The 19767-nt window shown below is 55.4% G+C and carries 15 protein-coding genes; 10 read left to right on the forward strand and 5 right to left on the reverse strand.

What is annotated here, in order from left to right; genetic code table 11:
- Positions 1-116: 116 nt before the first annotated feature.
- Together ACOOFE_RS01625 and ACOOFE_RS01630 are read left to right on the forward strand one after the other, a co-directional pair.
- Positions 117-1103, forward strand: coding sequence for an SPFH domain-containing protein (locus ACOOFE_RS01625; RefSeq protein ID WP_420413366.1), 987 nt, complete (start codon positions 117-119; stop codon positions 1101-1103).
- Entirely contained in the window at positions 1100-1570 is a 471-nt protein-coding gene (locus tag ACOOFE_RS01630) for an NfeD family protein (RefSeq protein WP_420413367.1), read from the forward strand. The genes ACOOFE_RS01625 and ACOOFE_RS01630 overlap by 4 nt, the downstream gene beginning before the upstream one ends.
- Before the next feature lie 29 nt (positions 1571-1599).
- Here ACOOFE_RS01630 and ACOOFE_RS01635 read toward each other — a convergent pair whose 3' ends face one another.
- The 3 genes from ACOOFE_RS01635 to ACOOFE_RS01645 all read right to left on the reverse strand — a co-directional run bounded on the left by ACOOFE_RS01635 (position 1600) and on the right by ACOOFE_RS01645 (position 4420).
- Positions 1600-2454 (reverse strand): flagellar motor protein MotB, encoded by an 855-nt coding sequence (locus ACOOFE_RS01635; RefSeq protein ID WP_420413368.1) that lies wholly within the window; start codon positions 2452-2454, stop codon positions 1600-1602.
- Positions 2455-2480: 26 nt separating this feature from the next.
- Positions 2481-3248, reverse strand: coding sequence for a motility protein A (locus ACOOFE_RS01640; protein ID WP_420413369.1), 768 nt, complete (start codon positions 3246-3248; stop codon positions 2481-2483).
- A 158-nt stretch (positions 3249-3406) separates the two neighbouring features.
- Positions 3407-4420, reverse strand: a complete 1014-nt coding sequence (locus tag ACOOFE_RS01645) for a KpsF/GutQ family sugar-phosphate isomerase (protein ID WP_420413370.1) — start codon at positions 4418-4420, stop codon at positions 3407-3409.
- Positions 4421-4612: 192 nt separating this feature from the next.
- On the opposite strand from ACOOFE_RS01645, the gene ACOOFE_RS01650 reads away from it, so the two are divergent.
- The 3 genes from ACOOFE_RS01650 (at position 4613) to ACOOFE_RS01660 (ending at position 8663) form a co-directional block, all read left to right on the forward strand.
- Entirely contained in the window at positions 4613-6082 is a 1470-nt protein-coding gene (locus ACOOFE_RS01650) for an outer membrane beta-barrel protein (protein WP_420413371.1), read from the forward strand.
- A 76-nt stretch (positions 6083-6158) separates the two neighbouring features.
- Complete coding sequence (locus ACOOFE_RS01655) at positions 6159-7445, forward strand: lytic murein transglycosylase (RefSeq protein ID WP_420413372.1); 1287 nt, start codon at positions 6159-6161, stop codon at positions 7443-7445.
- A 36-nt stretch (positions 7446-7481) separates the two neighbouring features.
- Entirely contained in the window at positions 7482-8663 is a 1182-nt protein-coding gene (locus ACOOFE_RS01660) for a DUF459 domain-containing protein (RefSeq protein ID WP_420413373.1), read from the forward strand.
- Between the two features lie 353 nt (positions 8664-9016).
- Here the strand turns inward: ACOOFE_RS01660 and ACOOFE_RS01665 are convergent, their stop codons facing one another.
- Both ACOOFE_RS01665 and gltB read right to left on the reverse strand, forming a co-directional pair.
- Positions 9017-10450, reverse strand: coding sequence for a glutamate synthase subunit beta (locus ACOOFE_RS01665; RefSeq protein ID WP_420413374.1), 1434 nt, complete (start codon positions 10448-10450; stop codon positions 9017-9019).
- A gap of 83 nt (positions 10451-10533) precedes the next feature.
- Entirely contained in the window at positions 10534-15267 is a 4734-nt protein-coding gene (gltB, locus tag ACOOFE_RS01670; protein WP_420413375.1) for a glutamate synthase large subunit, read from the reverse strand.
- Positions 15268-15869: 602 nt separating this feature from the next.
- On the opposite strand from gltB, the gene ACOOFE_RS01675 reads away from it, so the two are divergent.
- The 5 genes from ACOOFE_RS01675 to ACOOFE_RS01695 all read left to right on the forward strand — a co-directional run bounded on the left by ACOOFE_RS01675 (position 15870) and on the right by ACOOFE_RS01695 (position 19685).
- A complete protein-coding gene (locus ACOOFE_RS01675; protein ID WP_141184816.1) occupies positions 15870-16175 on the forward strand; it encodes a DUF2282 domain-containing protein in 306 nt (101 codons plus the stop codon).
- Between the two features lie 97 nt (positions 16176-16272).
- Complete coding sequence (locus ACOOFE_RS01680; RefSeq protein WP_420413376.1) at positions 16273-17169, forward strand: DUF692 domain-containing protein; 897 nt, start codon at positions 16273-16275, stop codon at positions 17167-17169.
- Position 17170: 1 nt separating this feature from the next.
- Positions 17171-17962, forward strand: a complete 792-nt coding sequence (locus tag ACOOFE_RS01685; protein ID WP_420413377.1) for a DNA-binding domain-containing protein — start codon at positions 17171-17173, stop codon at positions 17960-17962.
- Positions 17963-17998: 36 nt separating this feature from the next.
- Positions 17999-18583, forward strand: a complete 585-nt coding sequence (locus ACOOFE_RS01690; protein WP_420413378.1) for a DoxX family protein — start codon at positions 17999-18001, stop codon at positions 18581-18583.
- A gap of 43 nt (positions 18584-18626) precedes the next feature.
- Positions 18627-19685: a threonine aldolase family protein gene (locus ACOOFE_RS01695; protein ID WP_420413379.1), complete on the forward strand. Its 1059-nt coding sequence runs from the start codon at positions 18627-18629 to the stop codon at positions 19683-19685.
- Positions 19686-19767: the final 82 nt, after the last annotated feature.

The following is a 19767-nucleotide window of genomic DNA, read 5'->3' on the forward strand; positions in this document are numbered from 1 at the left end:
TGCGAAAGATCATCCTGAAAAATTACAGTGCGTGGTGACGTGCGGTGGTTCCATCTGGAACTACGCCGTTCCTGCGCGTAGTGTGTAGCTATGGTCATTGTTTTTAGGAGTTCGTGATGCCTATTGCAGGATTTGATATTGTCCTGATTGGCCTTCTTGTGTTGGTCATTCTCGTATTTTTTGCTGGGGTCAAAACAGTCCCCCAAGGATACAACTACACAATTGAACGGTTTGGCCGGTTCCGGAAAACCCTGACACCTGGGTTGAATTTTATTATCCCGTTCATTGACCGGATAGGCCACAAGCTGAATATGATGGAGCAGGTGCTGGATGTTCCCTCTCAAGAGGTGATCACCCGGGATAATGCGACTGTAACGGCCGATGGCGTTACATTTTACCAGGTCCTTGATGCGGCCCGGGCGGCCTATGAAGTTCTTGGGCTACAGAACGCTATCCTTAATCTTACGATGACCAACATTCGTTCGGTTATGGGATCTATGGATCTGGATAGTCTTCTTTCCAATCGTGACGAGATCAATGCCAAAATCCTCAATGTTGTTGATGCGGCAGCCGAGCCATGGGGTGTGAAAATCACCCGCATTGAGATCAAGGATATCAATCCGCCGCGCGATCTGGTCGATGCCATGGCGCGCCAAATGAAAGCCGAGCGCGACAAACGTGCTTCGATCCTGGAAGCAGAAGGCAAACGCCAATCGGAAATCTTAAAGGCCGAGGGCGAAAAACAGTCGCTCATCCTGGAAGCCGAAGGCCGGCGGGAATCTGCGTTCCGCGATGCGGAAGCTCGGGAACGTGAAGCCGAAGCTGAAGCCAAAGCGACACGCATGGTCAGTGAGGCGATTGCCAGCGGGGATGTTCAGGCGATCAACTATTTCGTCGCCAACAAATATGTCGAGGCTTTCCGCGACTTGGCAACATCGCGCAACCAGAAAACCCTGATCCTGCCAATGGAAGCATCGTCCTTGCTAGGCTCGCTGAGCGGCATCGGTGAAATCGCCAAGGAAGCCTTTAGCAAGGACGACCGGCCTGCCAGATCGTCGTCCGGTGTTCCCGTGACAGGTTCTCCTGACGGAGACGAGCGATGAGTCTGACTGAAACGATCCTTGGCACGCTTGGGTATTGGAGTTGGATTGTCTTGGGGCTGATCCTTTTGGGGCTGGAAATCCTGGCGCCCGGGACGATTTTTTTGTGGTTTGGACTGTCGGCCATCGTTGTCGGTGTATTCGCGCTTGCCTTCGGCTTCAGCTGGCAGGTTCACGTTGCGCTCTTTGTTGTGCTCTCCCTGGTCAGCCTGTTTGTTTGCCGGAAGGTGATGGTGCGTTCAGCGGGAGAAACGGGAGATCCGGGACTTAATAAGCGGGGCAGCCGATACATTGGGCGCGAATTTACCCTGACCGCGCCGCTCAGCGAAGGGGCCGGGAAATTGTCGATAGACGATACGATTTGGCGGATTTCTGGCCCTGACTTGCCCGCAGGAACCAAGGTGCGTGTCGACGCGGTCGATGGTGCTCGATTGGTTGTTTCAGATGCAAATCCAGCCGCTGAGGCATAGGGCGTAACAAGCCTAAGCTCAGGCAAACCTTATAGTTTATGGCCCGGCGGGATCGGTGGCTCTTCTGCCATGAGCAAGATTCCCACCCGCCGGTTTGCAGCCAGATAAGGATCGTTGGGGAACAACGGTTCGGTGTCTGACTTGCCAACAACGGAATGGAACTGGCCGTCCGGAACGCCATATTCCGACAGGATCTGGCGAGCGACGTTGGCCCGTTCAGTGGACAGGTCCCAACCTGTATAGCTCGGGTCTGTTGTAGACCGCCCAGCGGTGGTGTGTCCGGTAATCTCGATCCGGTTCGGCATGCGCGCCAGCACCGGGGCCATCTTTGAAATCAATCTCCGTGTGGTCTCATAGGGATATTTTGACCCCTCGCGGAACATTGAGCGGCCATCCTGGTCGACCAGCATGATGTTGAGACCTTCTTCGGTCTCTTCCAGAATAATGTTGCTGGAGACTTCGGTGATTTCCGGCATTTCCTGCCAGGCCTGACGGAGGGACGCGGCCGCTGTTGCAAATTGGCGCGGCTTTTCGATATCGGCTTCCATGGTGTCATGGGTATTGGCTTCCGGACCCTGTTTCCGGCGCTTTTCGTGCCGTTCTTGCGCAAAGTCGGAATCCATTTCCTGTTCGACCTGGCTGATATCCTTCATGTAATCCCTGATCGGGATGCCTTCGACTTCGATGATCCCGGTTTTGCGTGAGCTGTCCTTCACGCCGAAGGCTTCGCGCATAGAGCCGGCAACAACCTGAAGCTTCTCTTTGTCCTGAATAGAAAAGGAGATGATCAGAACGAAGAAACACACAAGCAGAGACATAAGGTCGGCAAAGGTCACCAGCCAGTCTGGTGCGCCGCCTCCGCCTTGTTGTTTCTTCTTTGCCATGTTTCGCTACCCGACCCTAGATCCTGTTACGCGGCTTCCGCCAGTTCCTCACGTGCTTTTTCCGGCAGATAGGCGACCAGCATTTCCTTGATCAAGGCTGGGCTCTTGGATTCGCGAATTTGGCAAACGCCGTCGATGATCAGCGTCTGATTCAACTCATCGACATCGAATTTGGCATCGAGTTTATCAACCATCGGAAGGCAGATAATGTTCGAGATCAAGGCACCGTAAAGGGTGGTCAAAAGAGCGACAGCCATGGATGGGCCAATTGCGGCCGGGTCGTCCATGTTGGCAAGCATCTGCACCAGACCAACAAGCGTCCCGATCATGCCGAAGGCTGGAGCCGAATCGCCAAGCGCTTTCATGACGCGCTTGCCTTCCGAGAGGCGGGTCAGCTGAAGATCGCGCTCGCGTTCCATTGCTTCTTTAATGAATTCCAGCTCGTATCCGTCTGCAATGTACTGAACGCCTTTGGCCAGAACCGGGTCAGAAACATCGACATTCTCCAGCCCGAGCGGACCGGATTTGCGGACGATTTCACCTAGGTTTGTGATTTCGGAAATCAGGTCGCGCGGACTGGCGCCTTTACCGGACAGGGCGACTTTAAAGGCGGTCACGAAAGCTGCAGCGATGTCAGATACTTGGAAACGGATTAACGTGGCGGCCAAGCCACCACCGATCACGATCAGCATCGACGGTACATCAATGAATTGGCCGAAACTGCCGCCTAGAAAAATAGCGGTGGTAACGATGCCAAAAGCACCCAGAATTCCCAGAAGGGTCGCGAGATCCATACTGCACACACACCAAGGTCTTGGGCGGTAAGCCCATTCAAACTCGTTGGCAGTTTAGGCTCTGTATGGCTAATCAATTGCTAATGCGGTCGTTTTAATTCTCGCTTGGCCGTAAATCCTACAACCCGGCATTTGCAAGAGGAGGCGGAGCGAGCTGATTAGGCCGCTCCAGCCCGCAGCAGATCGTGCATATGGATGATGCCTTGCGGGCGCCCGTCCTCGACAACAAAGACGGTCGTGATCTTGAGGCTGTTCAGCAATTCCAGAACTGAGGCAGACAATGCCGACGGGGCAACGGTCTTTGGCGACTTCGTCATGATTTCACCAGCCGTCTTTTCTAGAAGATTGGTTGTGACGTGGCGGCGCAAATCGCCATCCGTGATAACGCCAACCAACTGGTTCAACTCGTCGACAACCCCTAAAACGCCGAAGCTTTTTTGCGACATAACAAGAATGCCTTCGCTCATCAGCGTTGACGCTGGAACAAGAGGCATGGCCTCGCCTCCATGCATGATGTCCTTGGCGGACTTCAGGCTTGCACCTAGGCGTCCACCTGGATGGAATACCTTATAGTCTTGAACGGTGAAGCCACGGCCTTCCAGGATCGCGACAGTCAGTGCGTCGCCGATCGCCAGTTGAACAAGTGCTGATGTTGTCGGTGCAAGACCATGTGGACAGGCCTCGGCAACACTTGGCAATTTCAAGACAATATCGGACGCCTTGGCCAGCGTGCTGTCGGCCCGCGATGTCAGAGCAATAAGCGGCACTTTGAAACGCCGTGTGTAGGCTACGAGGCTCGCCAGTTCCTGGGTTTCACCGGACCAGGACAAAGCCAGGACAACATCGTCCTTTGTGATCATGCCGAGATCGCCATGGCTTGCTTCTGTTGCGTGTACAAAAAATGCAGGCGTTCCGGTCGATGCGAGGCTGGCCGCGATTTTTGTGCCAATGTGCCCGCTTTTTCCGATCCCGGAGACGATGACACGGCCGGCAATGTTCTGGATCAGATCGCAGGTTTTTTGAAAAGGAACTGCCAACCCATCTTTCAGAGCTACCCTGAGGGCGCTGAGCCCGGCCATTTCGGTTTCAAGGGCCCGTTCTGCGGATACGAGGTAGTCCATTGGCAGATCAGTATCTTCTTGCAGATCGGGATTTTGAACCGGATTGGTCATAGAGTGCAGCCGTCCTTATTCTTTGGCGCTAGCATTAGGCCAGAGCAGGCTATCGTTCAAGAACCTGTTTTTTTTATGTCTAATCATTGCGGAAACAGTTAATTGCACTTGGCAAATTGCAAGACGGAAACGAAGCATTAACCATCCTTCGTCAGGTTGGGGCAGACTAAACCAATCGTCTTTTGGCTGTGAATGACTCGTTTTCTGACAATAATCTGCTGTGTTGCGCTTGCTACAGCGCAGGCTGAGCCGCTTTTTGCTCAGACGTTCACGTCCGATTTGCGCGGAACAGACGATCCAGACAGCGCCGGTTCTGATGAAGCAGGCCGCGAAGAAGCTGAAGATCCGGCCGGCACCAACCCGACCCAGTCGAATGTGTTTTCGCTCCGCCGGAATTCGAATATGGCCGAGGAAGAGGACGGGTCAACGGGTCTTGGAGCTGCCGGCCGTGTCGATCCCGTCAGACCTTTTTCTGACCGGATCAGGGCCGTTGAAAGAGCTGTGCCAACCAGCGAGGGCGGAATCGATGATACCGTGTTTGACGGCGATACCAGCTTTGATGAACCAGAAGGCATTCGTCTTGGATCGTTTGTCCTTACACCGCAGCTGACCCTGACGGCCGGGTATTCCGACAATACGTCACGCTCGGCAACAGGAGAGGCGGGGCCGCTCTACCGGATTGCGCCAGATATTGCTTTGTCATCGGATTGGATCCGGCACCAGTTTGACGCATCCTTGCGCGGCAGCTTCATCGGATATCCTAACAACAGTGATGACGATGATATCTTTGGCACGGCTGCTGCGAGCCTGAGGCTTGATATCAGTGAAGCGACACAGGTGGATGGTGACATCAGTTATAATATCAGCCGCGAGGAGACCGGCAGCGCAGAATCGTCCGGTGATGCAACGCTCATACACTCAGGCAATATCGATCTTGGGGTGACGCGCAGTGTTGGTTTGATCGCTGCAACGGCGGCTGTGGGCGCGGCTCGGACGCTTTATGATACTGACAATACGAGTGAAAGTGCCCGGGACAACACGGTCTATTCCGCGAGCTTGAGATTGGGCGGCAATTCGGGTGGAACCTTTTCGCCGTTTACACAAGGCTCGCTTCTGTTCCGCCGGTTTGATCAGACCTGCAGCGACAGCATTTGTGAGAAACGGGATGCAAATGGTTACGAGCTGCGCGGCGGGCTTTCCATTGCAGCTGGCCCTAAATTGGTTGGCGAAGTCAGTGCGGGCTGGCGTCTGGAAAAACTTGAAGACAGCCGCTTGAAGGATCTTTCCGGATTGATCGTGAATGGGTCTTTGGTTTGGTCGCCAAGCCGTTTGACGACAGTCACCGCGGGTATTGGCACCGATTTTTCAGCAACAGATATCGACAATGCCAGCGGCTCCATTATCTATTCTGCAGATCTGCGTTTGGCCCATGCGTTCTCAGACCGCTGGGTCGGTGAAGCTGGACTAGGATACAGCTACCGGACCTATGAGGGCGTTGACATCGACGAGAGCACATTGACTGGCTTTGGCGGAATGACGTTTGCCGTAACGCAGAACGTTGCGCTTACCGCGAACTATCTGCACCGCCGGTTCCAGAGCTCGCAAGAAGGCCGGGATTACAATGAAAACGCAATTGAAGCCGGTCTGCGGTTCCGGCATTAACGATACGGTAACCAAAGCTAGATCATTTGGACGGGCGGGGCAGTCAACTCAGGATTAAGGGCGATAGGAGGTCCGGATGCGGCGTCTTTTTCGGCAAACCACACGCGTGATCGATGACATGTCTTTGCTATTTTCGATGAAACCATTCGGCCAATTCCAACGCCGGTCTGCCGCTGCCATCGCAGTCGGCCTGTCCGTTGGTTTGGGACTGTTTGCAGGACCAGCGCAGGCCGATCAGGGTTTCAGCCGGTTCATCAGAGATTTTTGGCCAACTGCTCAGTCCGCCGGCATTTCTGCGCAGACTTACAATGCCGTTTTCACTGAAATGAAGCCGGATGACGACACGCTGCGGCTCATGAACAAGCAGTCGGAGTTTGTCAAACCGATCTGGGAATACCTTGATAGTGCGGTATCCGATACCCGGGTTGAGAAGGGCCGGGAGATGCTCATCCAGTATGAGCCGGTTCTCCGCCAAATCGAAGCCCGCTATGGTGTCGACCGGGAAGCCGTTCTGGCCATTTGGGGGATGGAGACTAATTACGGCGGCTACATGGGGCGCCACAACGTCATTCAGGCCCTCGCAACGCTCGCTTACGCCGCGCCGAGACGGAAAAAGTTCTGGCGCAAAGAACTTGTGACTGCACTTGGCGTCGTTCAGGCAGGCCATGTCCGATTTGAAGATATGGAAGGGTCCTGGGCGGGAGCCATGGGCCACACCCAATTCATGCCATCCAGCTGGAAGGCTTATGCTGCAGATTATGATGGTGACGGACGGCGGGACATCTGGACGTCTGTTCCAGATGCGCTAGCATCCACGGCATCCTATCTCAAAAAACACGGCTGGCAGACCGGTAAGACTTGGGGCTACGAAGTCAAATTGCCGAGCGGCTTCAATTACCATCTGGCCGATGGCGACAAGACACTGACACTTGGTGAGTGGCAGCGTTATGGCATCCGGCGCTCCAATGGCAAATCTTTTCCCCGCCCCTCTGACAAGGGCATCTTGGTGTTGCCGGCAGGTGCCGCAGGTCCTGCCTTCCTCATGTTGCGTAATTTCTATGTGATCAAGCGTTATAACAATGCCACCGCGTATGCGTTGGCTGTTGGGCATCTGGCGGACCGCATCATTGGTGGTGGACCGCTCGCTGGAGACTGGTCCCGCGAACATCTTCCGCTGACTCGGACTGAGACCAGTGAGTTGCAGGCTCTTTTGAACAGGCGTGGATTTTCTGTCGGCAAGGCTGATGGAAAAATCGGTCCGGCGACCCGCCGCGGAATTCGCGCTTATCAGCAGTCGCGGGGGCTGGTTCCAGATGGCTATGCATCCGTTGTTTTGCTGGCGCACCTTAAAATGGGCGGGTAAACTGGGCCGAACACAAACGGTATCGGGAAGCAACTGGTGATCTTCAGATCAATCAGATTTTGTGCAGGGCGGAGACGAGCCCGGTTTACGGCTGCCGTTGCTGTTGTCGCGTTGCTTTTCGGCCATCCGGAATTATCTAAGGCGATTGCTCAATCTTCTGTTCCAAATAACCAGCAAGAAATCGTCGTCGCCCAAAATAGCGGCGGCGGCTTCAATCCGTTTCGGGCTTTGGGCCGTATTTTTGGCGGTGGTGATCGCCGGAAAAAGACAAAGGCACCTACAAAACGTAAGACGCCCAGCAGGCCAGCGGGAACACCACCAAAATTTGAGGAAACAGAAAAGGACCCGGATGCTGGGCTGATTCTGGTGGTGGGCGATCGTATGGCCCGCGGCGTAGCGGACGGACTTCGGTTCACACTTGCCCAACAGCCCAAGATCAAAATTGAGAAAATCACCGAAGACAAACAGGGGTTTGCTGGCGAAACACCGCCGGCCTGGGCGACGAAAGTGCTGTCCAGAATCCGCGGCGCCGAAGTCAAAGCCGTTGTTGTCATGCTTGGCTGGCGGGATCGGGATAAGAGTTTCCCGGGCGAAGAACCGATTGAGTATATGACCGGGGAGTGGCTGGACGCCTATCGGAATAAGGTCTCCGCCTTGGTACGGACCGTGCGTCAGGAAAAGATCCCGCTTGTCTGGGTTGGTTTGCCGCCAACGAATGATGAACTTCTCAATGGAGACTTTACCCAGCTGAATTCGATTTATTCAGCTGCAGCGGCGGAGCGGCGAGTTCGGTATGTCGATCTATGGGACATCTTCTTGGCTGAAGACGGGTCCTATACATCCTACGGACCCGATGTAGACGGCAAAAACACACGTCTGCGCACCAAAAACAGGATTGGCTTCACTTGGCCGGGTTACCGCAAAGTGGCGTTTTTCGTAGAGCGGGAATTGTCCCGGCTTCTTGGCGGGTATGGCGGGCTTGCATTTGAAGGCGTTGAAGACGACCCGAACTTCATCGTTTTGACCGGACGAACCACGTCTCCGGAAGCCTTCCTTCTTGGCGGGGAAGATGACGCGGAAATTGACCCCGGCAGTATGGCCTACCGCTTCTTTGTCGAAGGTGAGCAATTGCCACCTGTCCGTGGGCGTGTCGATGATCCGCGCACCAAAGAAGAAGATTTATCCAGGCTGGGAATATCCAGTGCGAACGATTCCTGATGACGATCTAGAGCCTGTCGCATCTCATTGGTTTCATTTGACCGTGACACTTTGATCTCTGGCTAGGCGTTTTGCGTGCAATGGTGTGATCACCATAAGCGCAAAACAACGACGCGAGTGAGCAAATGTGCCCGGCCCTTTTTCTTATGTCTTTTCATATAGAAGGGTGCACAAAAACGGTCCATCGGCAGCGTTGCGCCGCTCACACGATCAGCCAGATCGCGTATCGCGAACGCGCCTAGCCGAAGAAGCCGTTTTTCAGCATCAAATGGACCCAATTAGGTGCGGCAGGTTCTAGGCAAAAGAAAAGCCCACCAGAATACTGGCGGGCTTTTTTGTTTTTCTGTAGTCGCTTAGCGCGGCAAGTCTGTTGTCCCGGTCAGGAATTCATCCACTGAACGGGCAGCTTGGCGGCCTTCGCGAATTGCCCAGACCACCAGCGACTGACCTTTGCGGACATCACCGGCGGCAAAGACTTTGTCGATCGACGTTTTGTAGTCGTCCGTGTTGGCCTTCACGTTGGTGCGGCCATCCAGCTCCAACTTGTCGCCAGCTTGAGCAATGTAGGTGTCGAGACGGGGGCCGGAAAAGCCAATCGCTGCGAACACCAGATCTGCACGCAGGATGAATTCCGTGCCTTCGATCGGGACGCGCTTTTCATCGACCCTTGCGCATTTCACTCCAGTGACAACACCATCTTCATCGGCCACGAGGCCGAGGGTTGCAGCAGAGAATTCGCGCTCGGCGCCTTCAGCCTGCGACGAAGACGTGCGGAACTTGGTTGGCCAGTAAGGCCAGATGGTTAGCTTGTCTTCTTTCAGTGGCGGGATCGGGCGGATATCGAGCTGTGTAACAGACAGAGCGCCCTGACGGAACGCTGTGCCGACACAGTCGGATGCGGTGTCGCCGCCGCCAATCACAACGACATGTTTGCCGCCAGCCCAGATCGGCGGTTCGTCGCCACCCGGTTCATTGCCAACCCGGCGGTTTTGCTGAACAAGGTAATCCATGGCCCAATGGCAGCCATGAAGATCCATGCCTTCAACGCCCGGATCGCGCGGGCGCTCGGCGCCAGCGCACAGAATTACAGCATCGTGACGCTCGGTGAGCTCGTCCATACTGACCGTCACACCAACATTAACGTTGTAATGGAAGGTGACACCCTCAGCTTCCATCTGTTGGACACGCCGGTCAATGTAGTGCTTTTCCATCTTGAAATCGGGAATGCCGTAGCGCAGCAGACCGCCGGCTTTCGGTTCACGCTCATAGACATGCACCGTGTGGCCGGCGCGGGCCAGCTGCTGGGCGGCCGCCATGCCAGCGGGCCCCGAACCGATGATGGCGACGGCCTTGCCGGTTTTGGTGGCAGACGGTTCTGGCACGATCCAGCCTTCTTCCCAACCCTTGTCGGCAAGCGCCTGTTCCACGCTTTTGATGTTGACCGGAATGTCTTCCAGGTTCAGCGTGCAGGCCTCTTCACAGGGTGCTGGGCAGATGCGGCCGGTGAACTCTGGGAAATTGTTGGTCGAGTGCAGGTTTCTGAGAGCGATGTCCCAGTCGCCTTGAAACACCAAATCGTTCCAGTCCGGAATCTGGTTGTTGACCGGGCATCCGGTCGGGCCGTGACAGAACGGAATGCCGCAATCCATGCAGCGGGCCGCCTGGTTGGCAACTTCCTGATCGTTGAGCGGGATCGTGAACTCGCGGAAATGACGGATGCGGTCAGAGGCAGGCTGATACTTCTGTTCCTGCCGATCGATTTCCAAAAAACCGGTTACCTTGCCCAAGGTGACCTCCTCAATTTTAGCGTCCTCAAGGTGGCTGCAATCGGCCGCGTTAGCGGCCGAGAGCCATTTGTTCAATGTGCCGGTTATTCAGCGGCAGCCATTCCGAGGCGCTGTTCTTCCATTTCCCTCAGCGCACGGCGGTATTCGACCGGCATGACCTTCACGAACTTCGGACGGTAGGTCGCCCAATCATCGATGATGGCTTTGGCCTTGGCCGAGCCCGTCAATTCGATGTGCTTGGCCAGCATTTGGCGCAGGCGCTCATCGTCGTGACGGGTCATGTCACAGGAAAGGTCAACCCGGCCTTTGTGTTCGATATCGCCGCCATGGTGATGGAGCTTTTCTAGCAGGTCGTCTTCTTCGGTGACCGGCTCCAGTTCGACCATCGCAAGGTTGCAGCGGGAGCCGAAGGTGCCGTCTTCATCGAGAACGTAAGCGATGCCGCCGGACATGCCAGCTGCGAAGTTCCTGCCGGTTTGGCCGATAACCACGACAACACCGCCGGTCATATATTCACAGCCATGGTCGCCAACGCCTTCAACAACCGCGACCGCGCCGGAGTTACGCACTGCAAAGCGCTCGCCCGCGACACCGCGGAAATAACACTCACCTTCGGTCGCGCCATAGAGCACTGTGTTGCCGACAATGATGGAGTTTTCAGCAACGATGCGAGTGTTTTCCGGTGGGCGGACAATGATCTTGCCGCCGGAAAGGCCCTTGCCGACATAGTCGTTGGCATCGCCTTCCAAATCCATCGTGACGCCCTTGGCGATAAATGCGCCAAATGCCTGACCTGCTGTTCCCTTCAGCTTGACCGTCAGGGTATCTGGTTTCTTCAGACCCTTGTTGCCATAGCGTTTGGCGATTTCGCCGGACAGCATTGCACCGGCCGAGCGGTCAACAGAACAGATGGTCTCTTCAATGACCGACGGTTCCTTGGTGTCGAGCGTATGCTGGGCTGCTGCGATCAAGCGGCGGTCGAGAATGTCGACAATCGGGTGATCCTGCCGTTCGGTCCAGCGGGTTTCTTCCGGTTTTGCTTCCGGCTGGAAGAAGATCCGGGAGAAGTCCAGGCCATTGGCTTTCCAGTGATCAAGCGCGGCTTCCTTGTCGAGGAAGTCGGAACGGCCAATGAGGTCGTCCAATTTGGCAATACCAAGAGCGGCCATGATCTCGCGAACTTCTTCAGCAACATAGAAGAAGTAGTTGATAACGTGCTCTGGTGTGCCTTTGAAGCGCTTACGCAGAACCGGATCCTGCGTGGCGATGCCGACCGGGCAGGTGTTCAGGTGACACTTGCGCATCATCAGACAGCCAGCTGCAATCAGAGGCGCTGTGGAGAAGCCGAATTCATCCGCACCGAGCAGAGCGCCGACGATAACGTCGCGGCCAGTTCGCAAGCCGCCGTCGACCTGCAAGGCAACACGGGACCGAAGTCCATTCAGAACCAGGGTTTGCTGGGTTTCGGCGAGGCCGATCTCCCACGGGGAGCCAGCATGCTTCAGCGATGTCAGCGGTGAAGCACCAGTGCCACCGTCAAAGCCGGAAATGGTGATGTGGTCCGCACGGGCCTTGGCGACACCGGCAGCAACCGTCCCAACACCAACTTCCGATACGAGTTTGACGGAAATGTCGGACACCGGATTGACGTTCTTCAGGTCGTAGATCAGCTGCGCCAGATCTTCGATCGAATAAATGTCGTGGTGCGGCGGTGGTGAAATCAGGCCAACACCCGGAGTCGAGTGGCGGACTTTTGCGATTACCGCATCAACCTTGTGACCCGGCAGCTGACCGCCTTCACCTGGCTTAGCACCCTGGGCAACCTTAATCTGGATCATGTCGGAGTTGACCAGATATTCCGTGGTCACACCGAAACGCCCAGACGCCACTTGCTTGATTGCCGAGCGCTGCGGGTTCATCGAGCCATCGGGCAGCGGGTTGAAGCGCTCCGGCTCCTCACCACCTTCACCGGTGTTCGACTTGCCACCAATCTTATTCATGGCAATCGCAAGACTGGAGTGTGCTTCCTTGGAGATCGATCCGAAGGACATGGCGCCGGTGACGAACCGCTTGACGATGTTGTCCGCGGATTCGACTTCAGTGATGTCGATTTCCTTGCGGCCAATCTCTTCGGCACTCTTGATACGGAAATGACCACGGATTGCGAAACGTCCGCTTTCTTCGTTCACTTCCTTGGCGAACGCGCGGTACATTTCCGGCAAGTTGGCACGAACCGCATGCTGAAGATTGGCGATAGAGTCCGGCGTCCACATATGGCTTTCGCCGCGGGTCCGGTACGCATATTCACCGCCAACATCCAGCGATCGGCGGAGGATAGCGACGTCGCCAAAGGCTTCTGCATGACGCAGGACGGTTTCTGCCGCCACTTCGCCAAGGCCAATGCCTTCGATCATGGTCGCGGTGCCGAAGAAATATTTCTCGACGAATTCGGACGACAGACCAACGGCATCGAAGATTTGCGCACCGCAGTAGGACTGGTAGGTCGAAATGCCCATCTTGGACATGACCTTCAAAATGCCCTTGTCGATAGACTTGATGTAACGCTCGACCACTTCGTACTGATCGACTTCCTCAGGGAAATCCATCTCCATGTGCATGGACAGAAGGGTTTCAAAGGCGAGGTACGGATTGATCGCTTCCGCACCGAAGCCGGCCAGAACACAGAAGTGATGGACTTCGCGGGCTTCACCGGTTTCAACAACCAGGCCAACAGAGGTGCGCAGACCCTTGCGGATCAGATGATGGTGCACGGCCGCGGTTGCCAACAAGGCCGGGATCGCAATCCGGGACCGGCTGATCATGCGATCGGACAAGATGATGATGTTGTCCCCGTCCAGAACCGCTTTTTCGGCGCGTTCGCACAGGGCTGCAAGAGCTTTGTCCATCCCCTCGGCGCCTTTTTCGGCGTTGTAGGTGATGTCCAAGGTCTTGGCGGAGAACTGGTTGTCGGCGATGTCGCCGATGGCGCGGATCTTTTCCAGATCTTCGTTGGTCAGGATCGGCTGGCGGACTTCCAGGCGTTTGGAAGTCGACAGGCCCTTGAGATCGAAGATATTCGGGCGTGGGCCAATAAAGGACACCAGGCTCATTACCAGTTCTTCGCGGATCGGATCGATCGGCGGATTGGTGACCTGTGCGAAGTTCTGCTTGAAGTATGTGTAAAGCAGCTTCGACTTGTCAGAGAGCGCTGAGATTGGCGTGTCCGTCCCCATGGAGCCAATAGCTTCCTGACCGACGGTTGCCATCGGCGTCATCAGAAGTTTGATGTCTTCCTGGGTGTAGCCAAAGGCCTGCTGGCGGTCGAGCAGGCTTTCACCGGCGACCGGTGCCAGCTGACGGACGCCTGGCAGGTCTTCCAGAACGATCTGTGTCTTGTGCAGCCAGTCCTTATAAGGATTGGCTGTCGACAGCTGCCGCTTGATTTCGTCGTCAGAGACAATGCGGCCTTCTTCCAGGTCGATCAGCAGCATCTTGCCCGGCTGCAGGCGCCATTTCTGAACGATTTTTTCTTCTTCGACCGGCAGAACGCCGACTTCGGACGACATGATGACGAAATCGTCTTCGGTGACGATGTAACGGGCCGGACGCAGGCCATTCCGGTCCAGCGTCGCGCCAATCTGACGGCCATCGGTAAAGGCAACAGCAGCCGGTCCGTCCCACGGTTCCATCAGGGCCGCGTGGTATTCGTAGAAAGCGCGGCGGTTGTCATCCATCAGAGGATTGCCGGCCCAGGCTTCCGGGATCAGCATCATCGCGGCGTGCGCCAGCGAATAACCGCCCATCACCAAGAATTCGAGCGCGTTGTCGAAACACGCTGTATCCGACTGGCCTTCATAGGAAATTGGCCAAAGCTTGGAAATGTCGTCGCCGATCAGCGCGGAAGACACGGATGCTTGGCGTGCCGCCATCCAGTTGACGTTGCCACGCAGGGTATTGATCTCACCGTTGTGCGCCACCATCCGGTAGGGGTGCGACAGATCCCAGGACGGGAAAGTGTTCGTCGAAAAGCGCTGGTGGACCAGGGCAAGAGCAGAGGTGAAGCGCTCGTCCTTCAGGTCGGCGTAATAAGCGCCAAGCTGGTAGGCGAGGAACATGCCCTTATAAACGACGGTCTGGCTCGACAGGGAAACAATGTAGAAGCCCTTGGTGACCGCATCTGTTTCGGCACGGACCGTATTAGAAATGACCTTACGCAGGACAAACAGTTTCCGCTCGAACGCGTCCTGGTCTTCGCTTTCACTGCGTTTGATAAAGATCTGACGGGAGACCGGCTCAGTCGCGGCAATGTCTGGTGCTTTGGAAAGAGAAGAGTTGTCGACCGGCACGTCCCGCCAGCCAATCAGCTCCTGACCTTCGTTCTTGATAACACGTTCGACGATTTCTTCGCATTTGGCGCGAAGGGCATCATCCTGAGGCATGAAAATGAAGGCAACGCCGTAGCCGCCAAAATCCGGAATTGGTGTGCCGGCGGCTTCCATTTCTTCTGAATAGAAGCTGTGCGGGATCTGAACCAGCATTCCGGCACCGTCGCCCATCAATGGGTCGGCACCAACGGCACCACGGTGGGTCAGGTTCTCCAGAACCTGCAGGCCATCGGCAACAATCTTATGAGACTTTTCGCCTTTCATATGGGCGACAAAGCCGACACCACAGGCATCGTGTTCGCGCGACGGATTGTAGAGCCCTTTGTCGGCGGCCGTGCCCAGTCGATCGGCAAGTGTCGCGGTTGCGGCGGTTTTTGTCTCCGCGCTACCGTCTTGCATGGCTGTGCTGGTCGTCAGCTCTTTATTCGTCATGTGCGCCCTCACTGTTACCCCAGTGTCTGCCGTCGTTTGGAGCGTCCGGTTCCGTTCGGGTCGCACTCCATCAAGAATGCGGCTCGGTGAACCCTGGCTCCAGCCCCGGCTCTGTCGATGTATTAACCGCGACGATCGCTTCTCGCAAACCGCCGCATTGCCGCAGCACCTTCAAACTTGCTGCTGAAACACATTTGTTTCACCTTGCTTTTGGTCCAATTAGGACCATGCAAGTGGCCGCCTGATTTTGTTCCTTGGTTGCCAGAGAACTGGCAGAAATTCCCTCAATTCAAATGGGACAGTATCCCTGTCCTATTCCAGGCGGCGCGAACATGACAGATTTCGCAGCAAGGGGCAAGTGTGTTTCTTTGTCGCTATTATAATTGTTTCGCGCGCAAAGTGCCATTCGTCCGTAATGGTCAATTTTGGAGGTGTTTGAGTAAGAATCTTTCGTTTGCTGGGTTTTATTGGCTTGCTCGCAAGCGAGTCACAGGCGTTTGATTTCCCATTGATCAATATAACGGCCATGTAATTTCCGTAGCGGCTTTCGCCTAGGATTGGCGTTTGTTGCAGTGAATTGTATTTGACCAGAGGAGTTTGAAATGAAGCACAAGGCTATGTCTGCAGCCATCGTTGCAGGAGCCGTGGCGACCGCAGTTGCCGGTTTGACCGCAACGTCCACGACGCCGGCCCATGCCCAGGCTAAAGAAAAATGCTATGGGGTGTCCTTGAAAGGTCAAAATGACTGTAAAGCTGGTGCAGGCACCACATGTGCAGGCACGTCCACAGTGGATTATCAGGGTAATGCGTGGACGCTTGTTCCAAAGGGAACCTGTGTGTCTATGGAACTGCCGGATGGCCGCAAAGGTTCTTTGACCGAACTAGACCGGGATCTGCCGGAAGCCTGACCCATTCGTCAGCCAGGGCAGCGAGCTGGTTGATCCAATTCAGGCTGGCGGTTTGTACCGCCCGCCTGACACATTCATATGGGTGCAGGAGATTACCATGCAGTCCGATACTCTGAGCAATCCGAAATTCGGCGCTGCTTCTGCGGTTCCAAAATTGCCCGGGGCGGGTCTGAAGGCAGAGCATGTCGCTGAGATTCTGGAATACCGTCCTCAGATTGGTTTTTTCGAAGTTCATGCGGAAAACTATATGGGAGCCGGTGGCCGTCCGCACCAGCAACTGACTGCGATCCGCGACGCTTATCCGTTGTCTCTTCATGGAGTCGGATTGTCGATTGGCGGCGAACAGCCCCTGGACAAGAAGCATCTTCAACGCCTTGCTGATTTGAACCGGCGGTATGAGCCGGGCCTGTTTTCAGAGCATCTTGCCTGGTCGACCCATGACACGACCTACTACAATGACCTGTTGCCGGTTCCCTATGACGAGGCAACACTCAATCGCGTGTGTGATCATATTGACGAAGTGCAGGATTTTGTCGGTCGTCAGATGCTCCTGGAAAATCCGTCGACCTATGTCGCTTTTGCTCAAAGCACCATGAGTGAGCTGGACTTTCTGAAGGAAGTCACTCGAAGAACCGGATGTGGGCTCCTGCTCGACGTCAACAATGTCTATGTGTCCTGCACCAATCACGCGCGGTCCGCGGAAAGTTATCTCGCCGACTTTCCGGTTCACCTTGTCGGTGAAATTCATCTTGGCGGGCATGCACCGGATGTCGATGAGGTTGGCCGGCCGCTTCTGATTGATGCCCATGACAGGGCTGTCGATGATGAGGTCTGGGCACTTTATGAAACGGTCATTCAACAAAATGGCGCTCTGCCAACCCTCATAGAGTGGGACAACGATGTGCCAGCCTGGCCCGTTCTTCTCAAAGAGGCTCAGGCAGCCGGTGAGATCCTGTCCCGGGCTGCCGAAGCCGAATATAGGGCCGCCGGGTAAGATGAGCGTTCAGTCTACAGTGCCGATGGTATCCACCGGTGGTTTTGGCGATGCCCTGTTTGATCCATCCGTTGGAACACCCGAGGGGGTAATCGGTCCGGACGGGCAACCGGATGCCAAGCGGTTCAATGTTTACCGGAACAATGTTGTGGTCAGCCTTTGTGAAGCGCTGGGCGAGACTTTTCCGGCCATCAAGAATCTGCTGGGCGATGAATATTTTTCTGCGCTGGCCCGTGCATTCGTCATGGATCATCCGCCGCAGTCCCCGGTCCTGATGTGGTACGGGGCTGAGTTCCCGGATTTTATCGTGGCCTTTCCACCTTTGGCGTCCTACCCCTACCTCGGTGACGTTGCACGTCTGGAGTGGGCATGGGTGCAGGCCTATCACGCGGCCGATATTCCGGTTCTGGATCCCGCTGCTCTGGGGGCTGTCCCGCCGGAAGGTCTTGGAACCATCATGTTTGTCAAACATCCCGCAGCGACGCTGTTGGCGTCGGAGTGGCCGGTTTGGGATCTGGTGCGGATCAACCGATTTGAAAAGGAAGCGCAGGTCGAAATTGACTTGGCGGCCGGTCAGACTGTCTTGGTAACACGGCCGGAATTTGATGTGGACGTGCACCTGTTGCTGGCCGGCGCCGATGAGTTTTCAAGCTGCTTACTTTCTGGGAAGACCCTTGGAGAGGCAGCGGACACAGCACTGTCCAACAATGCTGATTTTTCCCTTTCCGACTGTTTGTCGGACTTACTTACAAATGGGGCGTTTGCTGATTTGTACCGGCTCGAGGCAACCTGATACCCGGTCCGGTGAGAAACAAGAAAAGAGACGAAGATGGGTATGATTATTGGTTTGTGTGTACGGCTCTATGCGATTGTTTTTAATACGTTGGAGCGCGTTACCGAAGGGTGGTTCCTTAGTCTGGCGTCCAGGGTGATTTTCGCAGCCGTTTTGTTCCAATTCTTTTGGAATTCCGCGCTGACGAAAATCGGCGGAAGCATCATGAATATCTTCACGCCCACTGCAGGCGCTTATGCGCAAATGTTGCCCGCTCTGATGGAGCAAGTAAGTTACGACACCAGTCAAATCGCCTTTTTCCCTTATGGCTTGATTGTGCTTCTTGGAACTTGGGGCGAGTTCATTCTGCCAATTCTTGTCATAGTCGGCCTGTTCACGCGAGCTGCAAGCCTCGGTATGATCGTATTCATTCTAGTGATGAGCTATGTCGACATCACCGGCCATGGCGCGGATGCCAAGACAATCGGTGCATTCTTTGATGGCGACCCTTATGCGAAAATCTTGGATGATCGTTTGCTCTGGATCTTCCTGTTGCTCGTGCCGACTCTCAAAGGTGGGGGACTTTTCTCCCTAGATACCCTTCTTGGCGCACAATACCGAAAACGGGAAATGTACTACTAGGATTTCAGTTGCCGGCCATTGTTCGTGGTGATTTAACGGCCTGATGAATTTTGCTAGTGACAATTGGGCGGGTGCGGCTCCGGCGGTGATGTCGGCGCTCTCCCGCCACAACAGTGGGTTCGCTCCGGCTTATGGGACGGATCCGTTGACCGAGAGCATTTCTCAGAAATTCAATGAGATTTTTGAGCGGGAGGTGGCTGTCTATTTCGTCGCGACCGGGACAGCTGCCAACTCCCTTGCGCTGGCGGCTTACGCAAAGCCTGGGGGAGCCATCTTCTGCCATCGCGATTCGCATATTCAGGTCGATGAATGCAATTGCCCCGAATTTATGACCAGCGGCGGTAAGCTTGTTTCCGTTTCGGGGGCGAACGGCAAATTCACTCCGGACGCCCTGCGGGACGCCATGGAAGCTTTTCCGGACGGTGTTGTGCATCACGGACAAGTTGCCAGCGTATCGATCAGCCAGGCCACGGAAAGCGGAACTGTCTACACTCTGGATGAAATCGCTGCGCTGAAAGACGTCGCCCGTTCGCGGAACGTTCCCTTGCATATGGACGGCGCACGGTTTGCCAATGCGCTGGCGACACTTGGATGTTCGCCGGCAGATATGACCTGGAAGTCTGGCGTCGATGTGCTCTCATTTGGCGCAACAAAGAACGGTTGTTGGTGCGCAGAGGCGGTCGTCTTCTTTGATTTGGAAGCAGCCAAAGGTTTTGAGTACTTCCGCAAACGCGGGGGGCACCTGTTTTCCAAGAGCCGTTTTGTTGCCGCGCAATTCGACGGTTACTTTGAAAGCGACAGCTGGCTGGAAACGGCAAATCACGCCAACGACATGGCCTTGAAGCTCGCGGAAGGCATCCGGGCAGCCGGTGGGCGGACCGCATGGCCGGTGGAAGCCAATGAGCTGTTTCCGATACTAAAGAGATCGCAGTTCGAAGCCTTGGAACGAGCTGGGGCAAAGCTCTACGAATGGCCTGCAAAGGACCTGGGCGATAATCTTTCTCCGAAGGACGATGAAGTCTGCTTGCGGCTTGTGTGCAGTTTTGCGACGGACGAGGCGGAGGTTGAAGCGTTTTTGACGGTCTTGTCCGAAATTCAGTGACATAAGACTTCAGACATCAAAAAGAGGCGCCTGAAAGTCAGGCGCCTCGCCACCGCTATCAGCTTGAGGGGAAAGCTGCGGG

Origin of the sequence: Roseibium sp. (assembly GCF_965216085.1) — a bacterium.
Taxonomy (GTDB): Bacteria; Pseudomonadota; Alphaproteobacteria; order Rhizobiales; family Stappiaceae; genus Roseibium.

What these genes read in the sequence shown, in the direction of transcription:
- ACOOFE_RS01625 (WP_420413366.1), top strand. Translation starts at nt 117, where the DNA reads ATGCCTATTGCAGGATTTGATATTGTCCTGATTGGCCTTCTTGTGTTG.
- ACOOFE_RS01630 (WP_420413367.1), top strand. Translation starts at nt 1,100, where the DNA reads ATGAGTCTGACTGAAACGATCCTTGGCACGCTTGGGTATTGGAGTTGG.
- ACOOFE_RS01635 (WP_420413368.1), bottom strand. Translation starts at nt 2,454, where the DNA reads ATGGCAAAGAAGAAACAACAAGGCGGAGGCGGCGCACCAGACTGGCTG.
- ACOOFE_RS01640 (WP_420413369.1), bottom strand. Translation starts at nt 3,248, where the DNA reads ATGGATCTCGCGACCCTTCTGGGAATTCTGGGTGCTTTTGGCATCGTT.
- ACOOFE_RS01645 (WP_420413370.1), bottom strand. Translation starts at nt 4,420, where the DNA reads ATGACCAATCCGGTTCAAAATCCCGATCTGCAAGAAGATACTGATCTG.
- ACOOFE_RS01650 (WP_420413371.1), top strand. Translation starts at nt 4,613, where the DNA reads ATGACTCGTTTTCTGACAATAATCTGCTGTGTTGCGCTTGCTACAGCG.
- ACOOFE_RS01655 (WP_420413372.1), top strand. Translation starts at nt 6,159, where the DNA reads ATGCGGCGTCTTTTTCGGCAAACCACACGCGTGATCGATGACATGTCT.
- gltB (WP_420413375.1), bottom strand. Translation starts at nt 15,267, where the DNA reads ATGACGAATAAAGAGCTGACGACCAGCACAGCCATGCAAGACGGTAGC.
- ACOOFE_RS01675 (WP_141184816.1), top strand. Translation starts at nt 15,870, where the DNA reads ATGAAGCACAAGGCTATGTCTGCAGCCATCGTTGCAGGAGCCGTGGCG.
- ACOOFE_RS01680 (WP_420413376.1), top strand. Translation starts at nt 16,273, where the DNA reads ATGCAGTCCGATACTCTGAGCAATCCGAAATTCGGCGCTGCTTCTGCG.
- ACOOFE_RS01685 (WP_420413377.1), top strand. Translation starts at nt 17,171, where the DNA reads ATGAGCGTTCAGTCTACAGTGCCGATGGTATCCACCGGTGGTTTTGGC.
- ACOOFE_RS01690 (WP_420413378.1), top strand. Translation starts at nt 17,999, where the DNA reads ATGGGTATGATTATTGGTTTGTGTGTACGGCTCTATGCGATTGTTTTT.
- ACOOFE_RS01695 (WP_420413379.1), top strand. Translation starts at nt 18,627, where the DNA reads ATGAATTTTGCTAGTGACAATTGGGCGGGTGCGGCTCCGGCGGTGATG.